This window comes from Klebsiella sp. P1954 (assembly GCF_018199955.1).
GTDB lineage: Bacteria > Pseudomonadota > Gammaproteobacteria > Enterobacterales > Enterobacteriaceae > Klebsiella > Klebsiella pneumoniae.
Window position 1 is genome coordinate 3528500 of record NZ_CP073373.1, and the last position, 16987, is coordinate 3545486.

Here is a 16987-nt window from a genome sequence, read left to right on the forward strand (position 1 = left end):
AATAAATTGAAAAAAATTATGAATGCACCGACGCATTCACCGCTGGCGAGCCGGTCGGCAGGAATGTGATCGCTATCACGACAGCCAACGCTCAATCATCTATGATTGCTGGTATGGTAGTAGGGTAAATTAAACTAAGTTGAGCAGGTGAAGACAATGCAGATGACAATGCGCTGGTTTGGACCAGAGGAAGACAAGATTTCATTAGAACATATTCGCCAGGTGCCTGGCGTTGAGGGGGTGGTCGGCGCGCTCTACGACGTCGCGGTGGGCGAAGTATGGCCGGTGGATAAAATTGAGCGTCTGGTCGGTCAGGCCCATGCCGCAGGCCTGAAAATGGAGGTGATCGAGAGCGTCAACATCCATGACGACATCAAAATCGGCCTACCTACCCGTGACCGCTATATTGCCAACTACCAGCAGACCATCCGCAACCTTGCCCGCTTTGGCGTTAAAGTCATCTGCTATAACTTCATGCCGGTTTTCGACTGGATGAAGACGGATATGAACTACGTCCTACCGGATGGCTCGCTGACGATGGCGTTTGAGAAGAAAGATATCGATAAGCGGCTGGAAGACGTGGTGAAGGAGGTGCTTGAGAATTCAAACGGCTTCGCCTTGCCGGGCTGGGAGCCGGAACGGCTGGCGGAGGTGCAGACCCTGTTTGCCAAATATAGCGCGGTGGATGATCAGAAGCTGCGGGAGAACCTGGTTTATTTTCTGCAGGCGGTGATCCCGGTTTGCGAAGAGGTTGGGGTGAAAATGGCGATCCACCCGGACGACCCGCCGTACTCCATTTTTGGCCTGCCGCGGGTGGTCAAAAACCGCGACGATCTGGACTGGATCTGCCGGGCCGTCGATTCACCCGCCAACGGCATTACGCTCTGCACCGGCTCGATTGCCGAAGATCCTGATAATGACGTGTACGCCATCCTGGCCGAATTTACCCGGCGTAAGCGAATTCATTTTGCCCACGTCCGCAATATAAAGCTGATACAGGATAAAGACTTTTACGAGTGCGCCCATCCGTCAGAATACGGCTCCCTCGATATGTACAAAGTGATGCAAGCGCTGTATGACAACGGATTCGACGGCTATATTCGCCCGGATCATGGTCGCTTTATCTGGGGAGAGACCGGACGGCCGGGCTATGGCCTGTTCGACCGCGCCCTCGGCGTAACCTACCTGAAAGGACTCTGGGAGGCGTTAAGCAAGCGTTAATCCCTCTTCTGATCCCCCTCTTTTGCGGCTGGTTCGCCTCAGCGGCCGGCCGCCGTATCGACTCCTGCCCGCATTTTTTGCACAACTTACAGCGCATTGCTCAGAATTGAGTATTATTGTGCGGAGTTGTCGTGAAGGAATCCCCTATGAAGCAAATTCGTATGCTGGCGCAGTATTATGTCGACCTGATGATGAAGCTGGGTCTGGTCCGCTTTTCGATGCTGTTGGCTCTTGCGCTGGTGGTGCTGGCCATCGTGGTACAGATGGCGGTTACCATGGTGCTGCATGGCCAGGTTGAAAGTATCGACGTTATCCGCTCTATCTTCTTTGGCCTGCTGATCACACCTTGGGCGGTCTACTTTCTCTCGGTGGTGGTGGAGCAGCTCGAAGAGTCCCGTCAGCGTCTTTCGCGGCTAGTGGACAAGCTGGAGGAGATGCGTGAGCGCGATCTAAAGCTGAACGTCCAACTGAAAGATAACATCGCGCAGTTGAATCAGGAGATTGGCGAACGTGAAAAAGCGGAAGCCGAGCGCGAGACCACCCTCGAGCAGTTGAAGATTGAGATGAAAGAGCGTGAAGAGACGCAGATCCAGCTCGAACAGCAATCCTCCTTTCTGCGCTCTTTCCTTGATGCTTCCCCGGACCTGGTCTTCTATCGCAATGAGGATAAGGAGTTTTCAGGCTGTAACCGGGCGATGGAGCTGCTGACCGGCAAAAGCGAGAAACAGCTGATCCACCTCAAACCGCAGGACGTCTATAGCGAAGAGGCGGCGGAAAAGGTACTGGAGACCGACGAGAAGGTGTTCCGCCATAATGTATCGCTGACCTATGAGCAGTGGCTGGACTATCCCGATGGCCGCAAAGCGTGCTTTGAAATCCGCAAGGTCCCCTACTACGATCGCGTCGGTAAGCGTCGCGGCCTGATGGGCTTCGGCCGCGATATCACCGAACGTAAACGCTATCAGGACGCTCTTGAGCGCGCCAGCCGGGATAAAACCACCTTTATTTCTACCATCAGTCATGAGCTGCGTACCCCGCTAAACGGGATCGTCGGGCTGAGCCGAATTTTGCTGGATACCGAACTGACCAGCGAGCAGGAAAAATACCTGAAAACTATCCATGTCTCGGCGGTGACGCTGGGGAATATCTTCAATGATATTATCGACATGGACAAAATGGAGCGCCGCAAGGTGCAGCTCGATAACCAGCCGGTGGACTTCACCAGCTTCCTTGCCGACCTTGAAAACCTATCCGGCCTGCAGGCACAGCAGAAGGGGCTGCGCTTTGTGCTGGAGCCGAGCCTGCCGCTGCCGCATAAGGTAATCACGGATGGGACCCGCCTGCGGCAGATCCTGTGGAATCTTATCAGCAACGCCGTGAAGTTTACCCCGCAGGGCGGAGGGGTGAACGTCCGCGTGCGCTATGACGAAGGCGATATCCTGCACTTCGAAGTGGAAGACTCCGGAATTGGTATTCCTGAAGCGGAACAGGACAAAATTTTCGCCATGTATTACCAGGTCAAAGACAGCCACGGCGGCAAACCGGCCACCGGAACCGGGATTGGTCTCGCCGTCTCGCGTCGCCTGGCGCGTAATATGGGCGGTGATATCAGCGTTACCAGCCAGCCGGGTAAAGGGGCGACCTTTACGCTTACTGTCCATGCGCCTGCCATTGCGGAAGAAGTGGAAGATACGCTGGCTGAAGACGACATGCCATTACCGGCGCTCAACGTGCTGCTGGTTGAGGACATTGAGCTCAACGTTATTGTGGCCCGTTCAGTGCTGGAAAAACTGGGTAACAGCGTTGATGTGGCGATGACCGGGAAAGCCGCGCTGGAGATGTTTGAGCCAGGCGAATATGACCTTGTGCTGTTGGATATTCAGTTACCGGACATGACCGGACTGGATATTTCCCGTGAACTGAAACAGCGCTTTGCCGCTGACGAGCTACCGCCGCTGGTCGCCCTCACCGCCAACGTGCTGAAGAATAAGAAAGAGTATCTCGACGCCGGGATGGACGATGTATTGAGTAAGCCGCTATCGGTGCCAGCGCTAACGGCCATGATCAAGAAATTCTGGGATGCACCGGATGAGGAAGCGCAGGAAGCGCCGGCGGCTGATCTGCATAAAGCCGACGCGGTGCTGGATACCGATATGCTGGAGCAATATATCGAGCTGGTGGGACCGAAGCTTATCAACGATGGTCTCGCGGTGTTTGAGAAGATGATGCCGGGCTACATGTCCGTTCTGGAGTCTAATCTGACCGCCCGCGACCAAAAAGGGATTGTCGAAGAGGGGCATAAGATCAAAGGGGCGGCCGGTTCTATCGGACTGCGCCACATCCAGCAGCTGGGCCAGCAGATCCAGACTCCGGATCTGCCTGCCTGGTCTGATAATGTCGCTGAATGGGTTGAAGAGATGAAATCCGAGTGGCAAAACGATGTAGCGGTACTGAAGGCGTGGGTGGCGAAAGCCAGCAAAAAATGACCCCGGACAGACCGGGGTGCGCGAATACTGCGCCAACACCAGGGAACTGGTGGTTGAGCCAGTGTTGTTTGAGTGATGTTGTTACGTGGCGCAACCGAAGAAGTGGATTGCTCGCTCATTAAGATAGCAAAGCTTAACTAATTTGTTACATGAATCAGTAAAATATGTGAAGCATAGCGAGTTAATCGACATTTTTGACTGGTTTCAGCGAGTTGCATGGAGGAGCGAAAGCGATGAAAAAAATTGGTGTGGTACTGGGCGGCTGCGGCGTGTACGACGGCAGTGAAATCCATGAGGCGGTGATTACCCTGCTGGCGATCGCGCGCAACGGCGCGCAGGCAGTGTGCTTTGCGCCCGATAAACCGCAGCGCGATGTCATCAACCATCTAACCGGGGAGGCGATGCCAGAGCAGCGCAATGTGCTGGTGGAAGCAGCGCGTATCGCCCGCGGCGACATCCTGCCGCTGGCGCAGGCGCGTGCGGAGACGCTGGACGCGCTGATCGTCCCTGGCGGCTTCGGCGCGGCGAAAAATCTAAGCAGCTTCGCCGCCGAGGGCAGCGAATGCCAGGTGGATCCCGATCTGCGGGCCCTGGCGCTGGCGATGCATCAGACCGGCAAGCCGCTGGGCTTTATGTGCATTGCCCCGGCGATGCTGCCGAAAATCTTTGCGTTTCCGCTGCGGATAACCATTGGGACCGATCTTGATACCGCCGATGTGGTGGAAGAGATGGGGGCAGAGCACGTGCCTTGCCCGGTCGACGACATCGTGGTGGATGAAGACAACAAAGTGGTCACCACTCCGGCGTATATGCTGGCGGAGGACATTGCGCAAGCCGCCACCGGAATTGAGAAGCTGGTGGCCCGCGTGCTGGCGCTGAGCGCATGAGGCTCCGCATTGCGCCCTTTGCGCTGCTAAAACGTCTGGCATTGCGTCTGCTGCTGATCGCCGCCGTTTTCTGGGGCGGGGGGATCGCGCTGTTTAGCGTGCTGCCGGTGCCGTTTTCGGCGGTGATGCTTGAGCGGCAGGTGAGCGCCTGGCTGTCCGGCGATTTCCATTATCTGGCGCATTCCGACTGGGTCGCTATGGATAAAATCTCCCCATGGATGGGGCTGGCGGTGATTGCCGCCGAAGATCAGAAGTTCCCGGAACACTGGGGGTTCGACGTGTCGGCGATTGAGAAAGCGCTGGCGCACAATGAACGTCACGAGACCCGCATCCGCGGCGCGTCAACGCTGTCGCAGCAGACGGCGAAAAACCTGTTTTTATGGGATGGCCGCAGCTGGCTGCGTAAGGGGCTGGAAGCCGGGCTGACTGTCGGGATCGAAACCGTGTGGAGTAAAAAGCGGATCCTGACCGTCTACCTGAATATTGCCGAGTTCGGCGATGGGATATTTGGTGTGGAAGCGGCCGCCCAGCGCTATTTTCATAAACCCGCCAGTCAGCTGACGCCGGGGGAAGCGGCTCTGCTGGCCGCGGTGCTGCCGAACCCGATCCGCTATCGCGCCGATGCGCCGTCAGGCTATGTGCGCAGTCGTCAGGCCTGGATCTTACGCCAGATGCGACAGCTGGGCGGGGAAGGGTTCATGCGCGAGCATAAGCTCTATTAGCAGGTTACTCCGGCGCCGGGGCTGGTACAGTCGCCAGTCGTCCGTCGCCGGGAAGCGTCACGTTTAGTCTTCGTCAAAGCCAGCGTTAAACAGGGCAATCACCGCGGCGAGGGCTTCAACTTCCTGCGGACCGCTGGCCTCCACCTCTATCTGTCGCCCTTTCGCCGAGTCCAGCATCAGCAGGGCAATCACGCTGTTGGCTTCCGCCTCCGTGCCTTCATCGTTGCGCAGCAGTACTTCGGCATCGAAATTCTGCATCAGTTCGAACAGCTTCATCGCCGGGCGGGCGTGCATGCCCAGCTTATTGGTGATTTCAACGGTCTGCTTTACGGTCATGATTTACGTTTTTCCAGCGTCCGATGACGAGACTGCACGTTCTTGCCGCGCGAGCGGAAGTAGTCAGCCAGTTGTTCAGCAATATAAACCGAACGATGTTTACCGCCGGTACAGCCAATGGCCACCGTCAGATAGCTGCGATTGTTGGTCTCCAGCATCGGTAACCATAGCTCAAGATAGCTTCGGGTCTGATAAATAAAGTTGTGCACTTCAGTGTGCCGATCGAGGAAGGCGGCCACTGGTTTATCCAGGCCGGTCATTGGACGCAGTTTCGGATCCCAGTGCGGGTTGGGCAGAAAGCGCACGTCAAAGACGTAATCGGCATCGATCGGAATACCGTGCTTGAAGCCGAAGGATTCGAAGACCATCGTCAGTTCACGCTCGCGTTTACCCAGCAGTCGGGTACGCAGCATTTCCGCCAGCTCATGCACCGACATTTCCGACGTATCGACGATCAGATCGGCGCGGGAGCGCAGGGGCTCCAGCAAATCGCTCTCTTCGTCGATGGCGCTTTCCAGCGACAGATTCTTGCTCGACAGCGGGTGCAGACGACGGGTGTCGCTGTACCGGCGGATCAGGGTATTGCGGTCGGCATCAAGGAACAGCAGCTGCGGAGAAAAACATTCCGGCAGATTCTGCATCGCCTGCTCGAAGATCTCCGGGGATTCCGGCATGTTACGCACGTCGATGCTGACGGCTGCGGAGATATTACGGTCAGCCAGCGACCGCGCCAGGTCGGGCAGCAGCACGACCGGCAGGTTATCCACGCAGTAAAAGCCCATATCTTCCAGCGCTCGCAGAGCGACGGATTTCCCCGAGCCCGAGCGGCCGCTGACGATCATCAGTACCATGTACCGTTTCTCCTCAGTACGATAAAGGATAAGGTGCGACTGCCGTTATGCGTCATCGCTGCTTCCTGCTTCGGTGATGATCTCATACAACTCTTCATCGCTCTGCGCCGCGCGCAGGCGACGACAAATCGCTTTGTCCGCCAGCCGTTTGGCCACCAGGGAGAGCGTATGCAGGTGAGTTTTTGTCTGGTCGGCCGGCACCAGCAGCGCGAACAGCAGGTCGACAGGTTGATTGTCGATCGCGTCGAAGGCGATGGGGGTTTCCAGCTGGACAAAAACGCCGACAGCACGCAGCGTATCCTCTTCCAGTTTTCCGTGGGGAATGGCGATACCATTGCCGATCCCGGTACTGCCCATTTTTTCGCGGGTGAGGATCGCTTCGAACACCACCTGCGGCGGCAAACTTAACTGTTTGGCGGCCAGTTCGCTGATGATTTCCAGAGCACGCTTCTTGCTCTGGCAGTGCACCTGGCTACGGGTACATTCCTGGTTCAGGACGTTGCTCAGTTGTAGAGCCGAATCGTTGTTCATCATAATTTCACCTGAGCGCCCCCGCGCCCGTCGCCGATGATATCCAGCGACGGGCGCAAGGGGGCCCGGACAATTAGTGTTGTTTTAGTTTATCTTTGTGCTTCGTTAACTGTCTTGCCAGCTTGTCGATAAGACCATCGACAGCCGCATACATATCCTGCCCTTCCGCACTGGCATGGATTTCGCCACCGTTGACATGCAGATTCGCGTCCGCAATTTGCGTCACTTTCTCTACTTTTAACACAATATAGACCTGATTGATCCGGTCGAAAAATTGCTCCAGCTTGCTGAACTTCGCCGTAACGAATTCGCGCATCGCAGGCGTAATTTCGACGTTGTGTCCTGTAATGTTGAGCTGCATAGTGTCTTCCTTATCGGTTATGTCAGACCAGTTGTTTACGCTGGTTTGACGGCGGGATGGATAAAGACTCTCTGTACTTCGCGACAGTGCGGCGCGCCACCATAATACCCTGCTCGGACAGCATGGAGGTGAGCTTACTGTCGCTCAACGGCTTCGCGGGGTTTTCCGCGGCGATGAGCTTCTTCACCAGCGCGCGAATAGCCGTCGACGAGGCTTCGCCTCCGCCTTCGGTATTCACATGGCTGGAGAAGAAATACTTCAGTTCAAAAATACCGCGCGGACTGTGCAGATATTTTTGCGTGGTGACACGGGAAATCGTCGATTCATGCATCTCGACGGCCTGGGCGATATCGGCCAGCACCATCGGCTTCATATACTCTTCACCCTGTTCGAAAAAAGCCTGCTGCTGCTCTACGATGCAGCGGCTGACGCGCAGCAGGGTATCGTTGCGGCTTTCCAGACTTTTAATCAGCCAGCGGGCTTCCTGCAGATTGCTGCGAATGAACTGGCCGTCGGCGTCATTGCGGGCGCTGTTGCCCATTGCCGCATACTGCTGATTTATTTTCAACCGTGGAATGCTGTCGGCGTTGAGCTCGACGGTCCAGCGGCCGCTCACCTTGCGCACCAGCACATCCGGGATGACATATTCCGGTTCGCTGGTCTGAATGGACTGGCCAGGGCGAGGATCCAGGGACTGGATCAGGTTGACCGCCTCTTTAAGCACCTCTTCTTTCAGGCGGGTGACTCGCATTAGAGTGCGGAAATCATGGTTGGCCAGCAGATCAAGATGGTCGCTGATAATCAGCCGCGCCTCTTCCAGCCACGGCGTCTCTTTAGCAAATTGCGACAGCTGGATCAGCAGGCAGTCGCGCAGATCTTTCGCTGCGACGCCAACCGGATCAAAACGCTGGATTCGCTTGAGGACCGCTTCCACCTCCTCCAGGCCGATCTCGTCATCGCCGATGCTGTCGACAATATCTTCAATCTGAATCGTGAGGTACCCCGTATCGTCGACGGCGTCGACGATAGAGGTGGCAATAGCGCGGTCGGTGTCGGTGAAAGGCGTCAGCTCAACCTGCCACATCAGATAGTCCTGCAGCGTCTGGGTGGTCTCGCCTTGATAGACGGGAAGCTCGTCGTCCTGATAGTCGACGCCGTTACCCGACGGCGTGCCAGCGGTATAGATTTCATCCCAGCTGGCATCGAGAGGCAGTTCGTCGGGCATCTCTTTTTGCTCAAGCGCATCGACGGTATCGAGGGACTCGCGGTCCTCCACCTCTTTTGCCTCTACCTCGTCGTGAAGATCGGTTTGCTCAAGCAACGGGTTACTTTCCAGCGCTTGCTGGAGCTCTTGCTGGAGTTCTAACGTGGACAACTGCAGCAAACGAATCGCCTGCTGCAGCTGCGGCGTCATGGCAAGCTGTTGGCTAAGCCTTAATTGCAAACCTTGCTTCATGTTCAGGGTAAATATCTCCGGCTAAAACGTCTGTAACCTCTACCCTATCAGAGTCTGAAGTCTTCCCCAAGATACACGCGCTTAACCTGCTCATCTTCGAGGATCTGCTGCGGTGTACCATGAGCGATAAGGTGTCCCTGACTGACAATATACGCGCGTTCGCAGACCGCGAGGGTCTCACGGACGTTATGGTCGGTAATCAGAACGCCGAGACCACTGTCGCGCAGGTGCTCAATGATGCGTTTAATATCGATAACGGAGATCGGATCCACGCCGGCAAAGGGTTCATCCAGAAGAATAAATTTCGGATTCGCCGCCAGCGCGCGGGCGATTTCGACGCGGCGGCGTTCACCACCGGAGAGCGCCTGACCGAGGCTGTCGCGCAGGTGCTCAATATGAAACTCTTCCATCAGCTCTTTAGCGCGATCTTCCCGTTGCTCGCTGGTTAGATCGTCACGGATCTGCAGGACCGCCATCAGGTTGTCATAGACGCTGAGGCGACGGAAAATCGACGCTTCCTGCGGCAGGTAGCCGATGCCCCGTCGCGCGCGCGCGTGCAGCGGCAGCAGGCTGATGTCTTCGTCATCGATGATGATATTGCCTGCGTCGCGGGGCACAATCCCGACCACCATGTAGAAGGTGGTCGTTTTACCGGCGCCGTTCGGGCCGAGCAAGCCGACAATCTCGCCCGAGTTAACGGTGAGACTGACATCTTCCACCACGCGGCGGCCTTTATACGCTTTAGCGAGATTCTTCGCAGTTAAGGTTGCCATAACGGATTAGTTACTCTTCTTTTGCTGGTTGCCGCTTTTGTCCTGCAGCTCGGACGGCACCAGAACGGTGGTGACGCGTCGACCTTTGTCGCTGAAGGCCTGCATTTTTTGCTCTTTCACCAGATAGGTGATCTTGTCGCCCTTGATGTTGCTGTCGAGCTGTTCCAGATAAGCGTTGCCCGTCAGCACGACGTAATCGTTCTGCAGCTCGTAGCGCATTTTCGACGCCCGGCCTTTTACCGGCTTGCCGTTATCCTGCATCTGATAGAAAGTAGCCGGGTTACCGAAACCTTCGATCACCTCTTTGCCTTTCTCGTTGCCCGGACGGGTGACCACCACTTTATCAGCGTTAATCTTGATCGTCCCCTGGGTCACGACCACGTTACCGGTGAAGGTGACGACATTGCCCTGCATGTCCAGCGACTGCTGATCGGATTCGATATGGATCGGCTGATCGGTATCGCCCGTCTTGGCGAGGGCCGGCAGGCTGGCGGCCAGTAACGCGCCGGCGAGCGCAATCTTAAGGCTGAGTTTGTTTGTTCTGAATTTCATAAGAGGTTCTCACCTTTTCAATCAGCTCGGCATTTTTGCTGCGAAGGTTTCCACGCATTTTCAGGCCGCTGGAATTAAATGTGGTGCCGTATAACGTCACCATGTCATCGGAGGTAACGTCCTGCGTTACCAGATTTATCTGGGCGTTATCCGTCGTAATTTTGCGCAGTTGAGAATCTGGCGCGAGCGCATTCACCTCAACGTGCCCGTAAAGATAGAGCATCCGGTCATTCGTCAGCTTCGCTTTGTCTGCTCTGACCGACCAGGTAGGCACCTTGTTAGTATCAAAGGTGGTCATCACCGGTTTGGTAAACCAGGAGACCTCCTGATCGGAAAAATATTCCACGTGCTCGGCAATCAGCCGATAGCTCAGGGCGCCTTCCGGACTGTATACCACGGTGTCGGTATGTTCGCTTTTATACGTAGGGTCGTTAGGATTGACCTCCGGCTGGGCCGTGTCGTCCGTATTCGCCAGATTCAGGCCGATAAGGATCAGCGCGAGCAGCGACAGTAAAATGATAACCCAACGTCTGGTTTTACTCATATTGATTGCCCTTTGGCCTCATCCAACTTGCCCTGCGCCAATAGTAACAAATCGCAGACTTCGCGTACCGCGCCGCGTCCGCCGTTAATTCGCGTGACATAATTCGCCCGCGGTAGCAGCAGCGGATGCGCATCGGCGACGGCGACGCTAAGGCCCACTTCGGCCATCACCGGCCAGTCAATAAGATCGTCGCCGATGTAGGCGACTTCTTCCGGCCGCACGTGCAGTTTGTCCGTCAGATCGCGGAACGCCAGCAGCTTGTCCGACTGCCCCTGGTACAAATGCGTAATGCCCAGCGTCTGACAGCGATCTTCTACCAGTTTAGCTTTTCGCCCGGTAATAATCGCCACTTCAATACCCGAGGTCAGCGCGCAGCGGATACCATAGCCATCGCGGACGTTAAACGCTTTCAGCTCCTCGCCGTGATTACCCATATAGATAAGCCCGTCGGATAATACACCGTCGACATCAAGGATCAGTAGACGGATCTTCGCCGCGCGATCGACAAACGCCTGGCTTACCGGCCCGTAGCAGGTCGCTAACTGAGCATCAGCATTATTCATTATTTTTTCCTTACTTACACTACGCCCGCGCGCAGCAGATCGTGCATATGTACCACACCCAGCAGATGGTCGCCATCGGCAACCAGCACGCAGGTGATATGACGGGATTGCATCAGGTTTAGCGCATCCACCGCCAGAGTGCCGGGGCGGATGCGGATACCTCCCCGGGTCATGACGTCGGCAATGCTGGCATCGCGCATATCAACGCCGGTATCGAAGACCCGGCGCAGGTCACCGTCGGTAAAGATACCGATGATGTTCATATCGTCATCGCAGATAGCGGTCATGCCTAAATTTTTACGCGTGATTTCCAGCAGCGCATCGCGCAGGGTCGCCTGCAGGCCGACGTGCGGGATTTCATCACCGGTATGCATAATATCATTGACCCGCAGCAACAGCTTACGGCCGAGTGCGCCGCCCGGATGCGACAGGGCGAAATCCTCAGCGGTAAAGCCGCGGGCTTCCAGCAGGGCGACGGCGAGGGCATCACCCATCACCAGCGCGGCGGTGGTGCTCGACGTGGGCGCCAGTCCTAACGGGCAGGCCTCCTTCGGCACTTTCACGCACAGATGGATATCCGCCGCGCGCGCCATGCTGCTCTCCGGCCGGCTGGTGATACAGATAAGCTTCACCTGCTGGCGCTTGAGGACCGGGATCAGCGCGAGGATTTCATTCGATTCGCCGGAGTTCGACAACGCAATTACCACATCCTGCGGGGTGACCATACCTAAATCACCGTGCGCCGCTTCGCCGGGGTGGACAAAAAATGCCGAGGTGCCGGTACTGGCGAAGGTTGCCGCCATTTTGCGGCCGATGTGGCCGGATTTGCCCATCCCCATCACCACGACTTTCCCGCCGCAGCGGAAAATCGTTTCGCAGGCATGGGTAAAGTCTTCATTTATGTATTGATCGAGCTGGGCCAGACCTTCACGTTCAATTTCCAGCACCTGACGGCCTGCCTGTTGAAAGTCAAAATCCGTGGGCAAATCTATTTGCGACATGATGTTATCCCGAATCATTCAACGAAGAGCGGTGCTGTCCAAAACAGCATCGCCAACCAAACCACAAAGCCGCCGACCAGCAGCGCGCCAACCAGTCGTCCCGGCTGCTGCTGACGGCGCCAGCACAGCACTGCGAAGATCAGGCTGACCAGCAGCATCACGCCATAATCGCGAGTGAAGGCTTCGGTCGCAAAGCTCCCCGGCGCGATCAGCGCCGGTAAACCCAGCACCAGTGCGATATTAAGGATATTGGCGCCGATGATATTGCCGATGGCAATATCATCTTCCCCTTTCCGCGCCCCGGCGATGGCGGTGGCCAGCTCCGGCAGGCTGGTGCCTATCGCCACCACCGTCAGGCCGACGGTCAGTTCGCTGATGGCGAAATAGTTTGCCAGCACTGTACTGTTATCCACCACCATGCGGGTCGCCATCGGCATGACGATCATCGCTACCCCTAACCAGAGCAGGGCGACCGGCAGCGACCCTTCGCGTGGCAGCTCCGCCAGCTGTTCGCGGGTCAGGCTATCGCTTCCCTGGCGCTCCGCCAGGCGAGCGATTTTGATGGTGAACAGCAGCCACAGAAGCGCTAATGCCAGTAAAAATAGCCCGTCGAGACGGGTCAGTTGTCCATCGTAGAGCACCAGTCCCGCCAGCACGCTGACCAGCAACATTAGCGGTAATTCGCGGCGCAGAATATCAGAATGCACGGTAAATGGCCTGAGTAAGGCGGCGAGACCGAGGATCAATAAGATATTGGTGATATTAGATCCGAGCGCGGTGCCGACCGCCAGATCGGTCTGCCCGTGCAGCGAGGCCGCGGTGGCGACCATGATCTCAGGCAGACTGGTGCCGATACTGACCACTGTCATGCCGATGATCAGGGGCGGGATCCCCAACATACGACACAGGATGGAGGCGGCATAGACCAGACGATCGGCGCTGTAGACAACCAGCAATAAACCAATAATTAACAGAGCCGTCGCTAAGAGCATCTAAAGTCCTTTCTTCAGGTATAATCGTCGCCTCGCTGGGTTATCCCTACGCAGCGTAACGAATTCTTAATTTTGACTTTATGTGTGCCAAAAGTAAAACAAATGCCAGCTTTCGCTAACCTGTGCAGGTAAGATTCTGTAAAAATGTTGTGATTGTGGCGCAAGAAAGGGCCATGCTTGCCCGTCAGGTGTTTAGTAAGGATGATTTTATGAGCCAAACTCAGGCGAATTTAGTTGAAGTGCGCGGTATCCGCTTTTCACGCGGCGATCGTGTGATCTTCGACGACATCTCGCTGTCGGTGCCGCGCGGTAAAATTACTGCGATCATGGGACCTTCGGGGATCGGCAAGACTACCCTGTTACGCCTGATCGGCGGCCAGATCCCGCCGGACAGGGGAGAGATCCTGTTTGATGGCGAGAACGTGCCGCAGATGACGCGTTCGCGTCTTTATACGGTGCGTAAGCGGATGAGCATGCTGTTCCAGTCCGGCGCGCTGTTCACCGATCTCAATGTCTTTGACAACGTTGCCTATCCGCTGCGCGAACATACGCATTTGCCGCCTGCGCTGCTGCATACGACGGTGATGATGAAGCTGGAAGCGGTGGGGCTACGCGGTGCGGCGAAGTTAATGCCTTCTGAGCTTTCCGGTGGGATGGCGCGCCGCGCCGCCCTGGCGAGAGCCATTGCCCTGGAGCCGGATCTGATTATGTTCGACGAACCGTTCGTCGGGCAGGATCCCATCACTATGGGCGTGCTGGTGAAGCTGATTTCTGAACTCAACAGCACGCTGGGTGTCACTTGCATCGTGGTTTCGCACGATGTGCCCGAGGTGCTTAGTATTGCGGACTACGCGTATATCGTGGCGGATAAAAAGATTGTCGCCCACGGTAGCGCCCAGTCGCTACGGGAGAATACCGATCCTCGGGTTCGTCAGTTCATTGATGGTATTGCCGACGGTCCGGTGCCGTTCCGTTATCCTGCTGGCGACTATCACCATGATTTATTAGGCATAGGGAGTTGAGCGACTCATGCTGTTTAATGCGCTGGCCGCGCTAGGTCATCGCGGTATTAAAACCACCGCGACGTTTGGACGCGCCGGATTAATGCTTTTCAACGCCGTTGTCGGCAAACCAGAGTTTCGCAAGCACGCGCCGCTGCTGGTTCGTCAACTCTATAACGTCGGCGTCCTGTCGATGCTGATTATCATTGTATCGGGCTTGTTTATCGGTATGGTGCTCGGGCTGCAGGGGTATCTGGTGTTAACCACCTACAGCGCAGAGACCAGTCTTGGCATGCTGGTGGCGCTGTCGCTGCTGCGTGAGCTGGGGCCGGTGGTCGCCGCGCTGCTGTTTGCCGGCCGCGCCGGGTCGGCGCTGACCGCCGAGATTGGCCTTATGCGGGCCACGGAACAGCTCTCCAGTATGGAGATGATGGCGGTGGATCCGCTGCGTCGCGTCATTTCCCCACGCTTCTGGGCCGGTGTCATTTCGCTGCCGCTGCTGACGATTATCTTCGTCGCGGTAGGGATCTGGGGCGGTGCGCTGGTGGGTGTGAGCTGGAAAGGCATTGACGGTGGTTTTTTCTGGACCGCGATGCAAAATGCCGTCGACTGGCGAATGGATCTGGTGAACTGCCTGATTAAGAGTCTGGTGTTCGCTATTACGGTAACCTGGATTGCGTTATTTAATGGTTATGACGCTATCCCCACTTCCGCCGGGATTAGCCGGGCGACAACGCGTACCGTGGTGCATGCGTCGCTGGCGGTTCTGGGGCTGGATTTTGTGCTGACTGCGCTGATGTTTGGGAATTGAGTTCATGCAAACGAAAAAAACTGAAATCTGGGTAGGGGTGTTCTTACTGGTGGCGCTGCTGGCGGCGCTGTTTGTCTGCCTGAAGGCGGCGAACGTCACCTCGCTACGCACCGAGCCGACTTATCGCCTTTATGCGACTTTCGATAACATCGGCGGCCTGAAGGCGCGCTCGCCGGTGCGCATCGGCGGCGTGGTAGTGGGGCGGGTAGCGGACATTACGCTCGATCCGAAAACCTATCTGCCACGCGTGGAGCTCGATATCGATGAGCGCTACAACCATATCCCGGATACCAGTTCGTTGGCGATCCGCACCTCTGGCCTGCTGGGCGAGCAGTACCTGGCGCTGAACGTCGGTTTTGAAGACCCGGACCTCGGGACGACTATCCTTAAAGACGGAGGCACTATCCAGGACACCAAGTCCGCCATGGTGCTGGAAGATCTGATTGGTCAGTTCCTTTATAACAGTAAGGGCGGCGACAATCAGAATTCTGGCAATGATAAGGCCGAGGCAGAAGGTCATACTGACGCGACGCCGGCAGCCGGCACGACGCATTAATTTCAGGAGAAATACGATATGTTTAAACGCTTACTCATGGTCGCCATGCTGGTGATTGCCCCGCTGACCGCCGTCCAGGCCGCAGATCAGTCCAATCCGTATAAGCTGATGAATGAAGCGGCGCAGAAAACCTTCGATCGCCTGAAGAATGAACAGCCGAAGATTAAAGCTAATCCTAACTATCTGCGCGACATCGTCGACCAGGAGTTATTGCCGTATGTACAGGTAAAATATGCCGGCGCGCTGGTGCTGGGCCGCTATTACAAAGAAGCGACCCCTGCGCAGCGTGAGGCCTATTTTGCCGCCTTCCGTGAATACCTGAAGCAGGCCTACGGTCAGGCGCTGGCGATGTACCATGGGCAGACTTACCAGATTGCTCCGGAGCAGCCGCTGGGCAGCGCAACCATCGTTCCGATCCGCGTCACTATCATCGACCCGAACGGTCGTCCGCCGGTACGTCTTGACTTCCAGTGGCGTAAAAATACCCAGACCGGCAACTGGCAGGCCTACGATATGATCGCGGAAGGGGTGAGCATGATCACCACCAAACAGAATGAGTGGAGCGATCTGCTGCGCACCAAGGGCGTTGATGGCCTGACCGCGCAGCTGAAAGCGATCTCTGCGCAGCCGATCACCCTGGAACAGAAAAAATAATGAGCGGGCAGCTGAGCTGGACTCGCGAGGGCGAGACGCTGGCGCTGCACGGGGAGCTGGATCAGGATCTGCTGGTCCCGCTCTGGGAGGCGCGCGCCCAGGCGACGGCGGGAACGGCGATCATCGATCTCAGTCAGACCACGCGCGTGGACACCGCGGGCCTGGCGCTGTTAGTGCATTTTGTGGCGCTGATTCGCCGTCAGGGCCGGGAAGCGCAGCTGGTCGGCAAGAGCGAAAACCTGCAAACGCTGATCGGTCTTTACAACCTGCCTGCCGATCTGATCTGATAATCTTTTCAGTGCCTTAGCACTGAAGCTATTCCGAAAGCCCTGGCAATCTTTTCGCCGGGGCTTTTTGCTTGTTTAAGACCGCGCCACTTTCCTCTAAGATGTTGGGCTGTTTTCACTATCAGATAAATTTGAGCCCATGGAAAATCATGAAATTCAGACCGTGCTGATGAACGCACTCCCCCTCCAGGAAGTCCACGTCTCTGGCGATGGCAGCCACTTTCAGGTTATTGCTGTGGGTGAGATGTTCGATGGCATGAGTCGGGTGAAAAAGCAGCAGAGCGTCTACGCGCCGCTGATGGAATATATTGCCGACAACCGCATCCATGCGCTGTCGATCAAGGCCTTTACTCCGCAGGAGTGGGCGCGAGACCGCAAACTCAATGGCTTCTAAGCTGTGGG

General features: G+C 56.4%; 21 protein-coding genes. 10 read left to right on the forward strand and 11 right to left on the reverse strand.

The genetic code is table 11. The features are described 5' to 3' along the window. Positions 1-156: 156 nt before the first annotated feature. From uxuA to mtgA, 4 genes are all read left to right on the forward strand, one after another. Positions 157-1221, forward strand: coding sequence for a mannonate dehydratase (gene uxuA, locus KB890_RS16880; RefSeq protein WP_004181419.1), 1065 nt, complete (start codon positions 157-159; stop codon positions 1219-1221). A gap of 146 nt (positions 1222-1367) precedes the next feature. Further along, the gene (gene arcB / locus KB890_RS16885; RefSeq protein WP_002918444.1) at positions 1368-3707 is read left to right on the forward strand and encodes an aerobic respiration two-component sensor histidine kinase ArcB; all 2340 of its coding nucleotides are present in this window, start codon (positions 1368-1370) and stop codon (positions 3705-3707) included. A gap of 233 nt (positions 3708-3940) precedes the next feature. Continuing rightward, entirely contained in the window at positions 3941-4594 is a 654-nt protein-coding gene (elbB, locus tag KB890_RS16890; protein ID WP_004181418.1) for an isoprenoid biosynthesis glyoxalase ElbB, read from the forward strand. Continuing rightward, a complete protein-coding gene (gene mtgA / locus KB890_RS16895) occupies positions 4591-5316 on the forward strand; it encodes a monofunctional biosynthetic peptidoglycan transglycosylase (protein ID WP_004144927.1) in 726 nt (241 codons plus the stop codon). The genes elbB and mtgA overlap by 4 nt, the downstream gene beginning before the upstream one ends. Positions 5317-5379: 63 nt before the next feature. On the opposite strand, the gene npr is transcribed toward mtgA, so the two are convergent. From npr to KB890_RS16950, 11 genes are all read right to left on the reverse strand, one after another. Then, positions 5380-5652 (reverse strand): PTS phosphocarrier protein NPr, encoded by a 273-nt coding sequence (gene npr, locus KB890_RS16900; RefSeq protein WP_002918431.1) that lies wholly within the window; start codon positions 5650-5652, stop codon positions 5380-5382. Beyond that, positions 5649-6503: an RNase adapter RapZ gene (rapZ, locus tag KB890_RS16905; RefSeq protein ID WP_002918428.1), complete on the reverse strand. Its 855-nt coding sequence runs from the start codon at positions 6501-6503 to the stop codon at positions 5649-5651. Before rapZ ends, npr begins: the two co-directional genes overlap by 4 nt. Positions 6504-6548: 45 nt before the next feature. Beyond that, positions 6549-7037 carry a PTS IIA-like nitrogen regulatory protein PtsN gene (gene ptsN / locus KB890_RS16910; protein WP_004144926.1) on the reverse strand — a complete coding sequence of 163 codons (489 nt, stop codon included), beginning with the start codon at positions 7035-7037 and terminating at the stop codon, positions 6549-6551. Between the two features lie 70 nt (positions 7038-7107). Next, complete coding sequence (gene hpf / locus KB890_RS16915; RefSeq protein WP_002918423.1) at positions 7108-7395, reverse strand: ribosome hibernation promoting factor; 288 nt, start codon at positions 7393-7395, stop codon at positions 7108-7110. 22 nt (positions 7396-7417) lie between these two features. Then, complete coding sequence (rpoN, locus tag KB890_RS16920) at positions 7418-8851, reverse strand: RNA polymerase factor sigma-54 (protein WP_002918420.1); 1434 nt, start codon at positions 8849-8851, stop codon at positions 7418-7420. A 47-nt stretch (positions 8852-8898) separates the two neighbouring features. Then, on the reverse strand, positions 8899-9624 hold the full coding sequence (lptB, locus tag KB890_RS16925; RefSeq protein ID WP_002918417.1) for an LPS export ABC transporter ATP-binding protein: 726 nt from the start codon (positions 9622-9624) through the stop codon (positions 8899-8901). A 6-nt stretch (positions 9625-9630) separates the two neighbouring features. Further along, positions 9631-10176 carry a lipopolysaccharide ABC transporter substrate-binding protein LptA gene (lptA, locus tag KB890_RS16930; RefSeq protein ID WP_002918415.1) on the reverse strand — a complete coding sequence of 182 codons (546 nt, stop codon included), beginning with the start codon at positions 10174-10176 and terminating at the stop codon, positions 9631-9633. After that, a complete protein-coding gene (lptC, locus tag KB890_RS16935; protein ID WP_002918413.1) occupies positions 10145-10720 on the reverse strand; it encodes an LPS export ABC transporter periplasmic protein LptC in 576 nt (191 codons plus the stop codon). Before lptC ends, lptA begins: the two co-directional genes overlap by 32 nt. Next, positions 10717-11283, reverse strand: a complete 567-nt coding sequence (kdsC, locus tag KB890_RS16940) for a 3-deoxy-manno-octulosonate-8-phosphatase KdsC (RefSeq protein ID WP_002918405.1) — start codon at positions 11281-11283, stop codon at positions 10717-10719. Before kdsC ends, lptC begins: the two co-directional genes overlap by 4 nt. A gap of 14 nt (positions 11284-11297) precedes the next feature. Next, positions 11298-12302: an arabinose-5-phosphate isomerase KdsD gene (gene kdsD, locus KB890_RS16945; RefSeq protein ID WP_004144922.1), complete on the reverse strand. Its 1005-nt coding sequence runs from the start codon at positions 12300-12302 to the stop codon at positions 11298-11300. After that, positions 12299-13276 (reverse strand): calcium/sodium antiporter, encoded by a 978-nt coding sequence (locus tag KB890_RS16950; protein WP_002918397.1) that lies wholly within the window; start codon positions 13274-13276, stop codon positions 12299-12301. The genes kdsD and KB890_RS16950 overlap by 4 nt, the downstream gene beginning before the upstream one ends. Before the next feature lie 209 nt (positions 13277-13485). Between KB890_RS16950 and mlaF the strand changes: the two genes are divergently transcribed. From mlaF to ibaG, 6 genes are all read left to right on the forward strand, one after another. Further along, on the forward strand, positions 13486-14298 hold the full coding sequence (gene mlaF, locus KB890_RS16955; protein WP_004150950.1) for a phospholipid ABC transporter ATP-binding protein MlaF: 813 nt from the start codon (positions 13486-13488) through the stop codon (positions 14296-14298). Between the two features lie 7 nt (positions 14299-14305). Continuing rightward, entirely contained in the window at positions 14306-15088 is a 783-nt protein-coding gene (gene mlaE, locus KB890_RS16960; protein WP_004150949.1) for a lipid asymmetry maintenance ABC transporter permease subunit MlaE, read from the forward strand. Between the two features lie 4 nt (positions 15089-15092). After that, positions 15093-15644: an outer membrane lipid asymmetry maintenance protein MlaD gene (gene mlaD / locus KB890_RS16965; protein ID WP_002918387.1), complete on the forward strand. Its 552-nt coding sequence runs from the start codon at positions 15093-15095 to the stop codon at positions 15642-15644. Between the two features lie 18 nt (positions 15645-15662). Then, complete coding sequence (gene mlaC / locus KB890_RS16970; protein WP_002918386.1) at positions 15663-16298, forward strand: phospholipid-binding protein MlaC; 636 nt, start codon at positions 15663-15665, stop codon at positions 16296-16298. Continuing rightward, positions 16298-16585 (forward strand): lipid asymmetry maintenance protein MlaB, encoded by a 288-nt coding sequence (gene mlaB / locus KB890_RS16975; protein ID WP_004181416.1) that lies wholly within the window; start codon positions 16298-16300, stop codon positions 16583-16585. Before mlaC ends, mlaB begins: the two co-directional genes overlap by 1 nt. Before the next feature lie 139 nt (positions 16586-16724). After that, the gene (gene ibaG, locus KB890_RS16980) at positions 16725-16979 is read left to right on the forward strand and encodes a BolA family iron metabolism protein IbaG (RefSeq protein WP_004144910.1); all 255 of its coding nucleotides are present in this window, start codon (positions 16725-16727) and stop codon (positions 16977-16979) included. Positions 16980-16987: the final 8 nt, after the last annotated feature.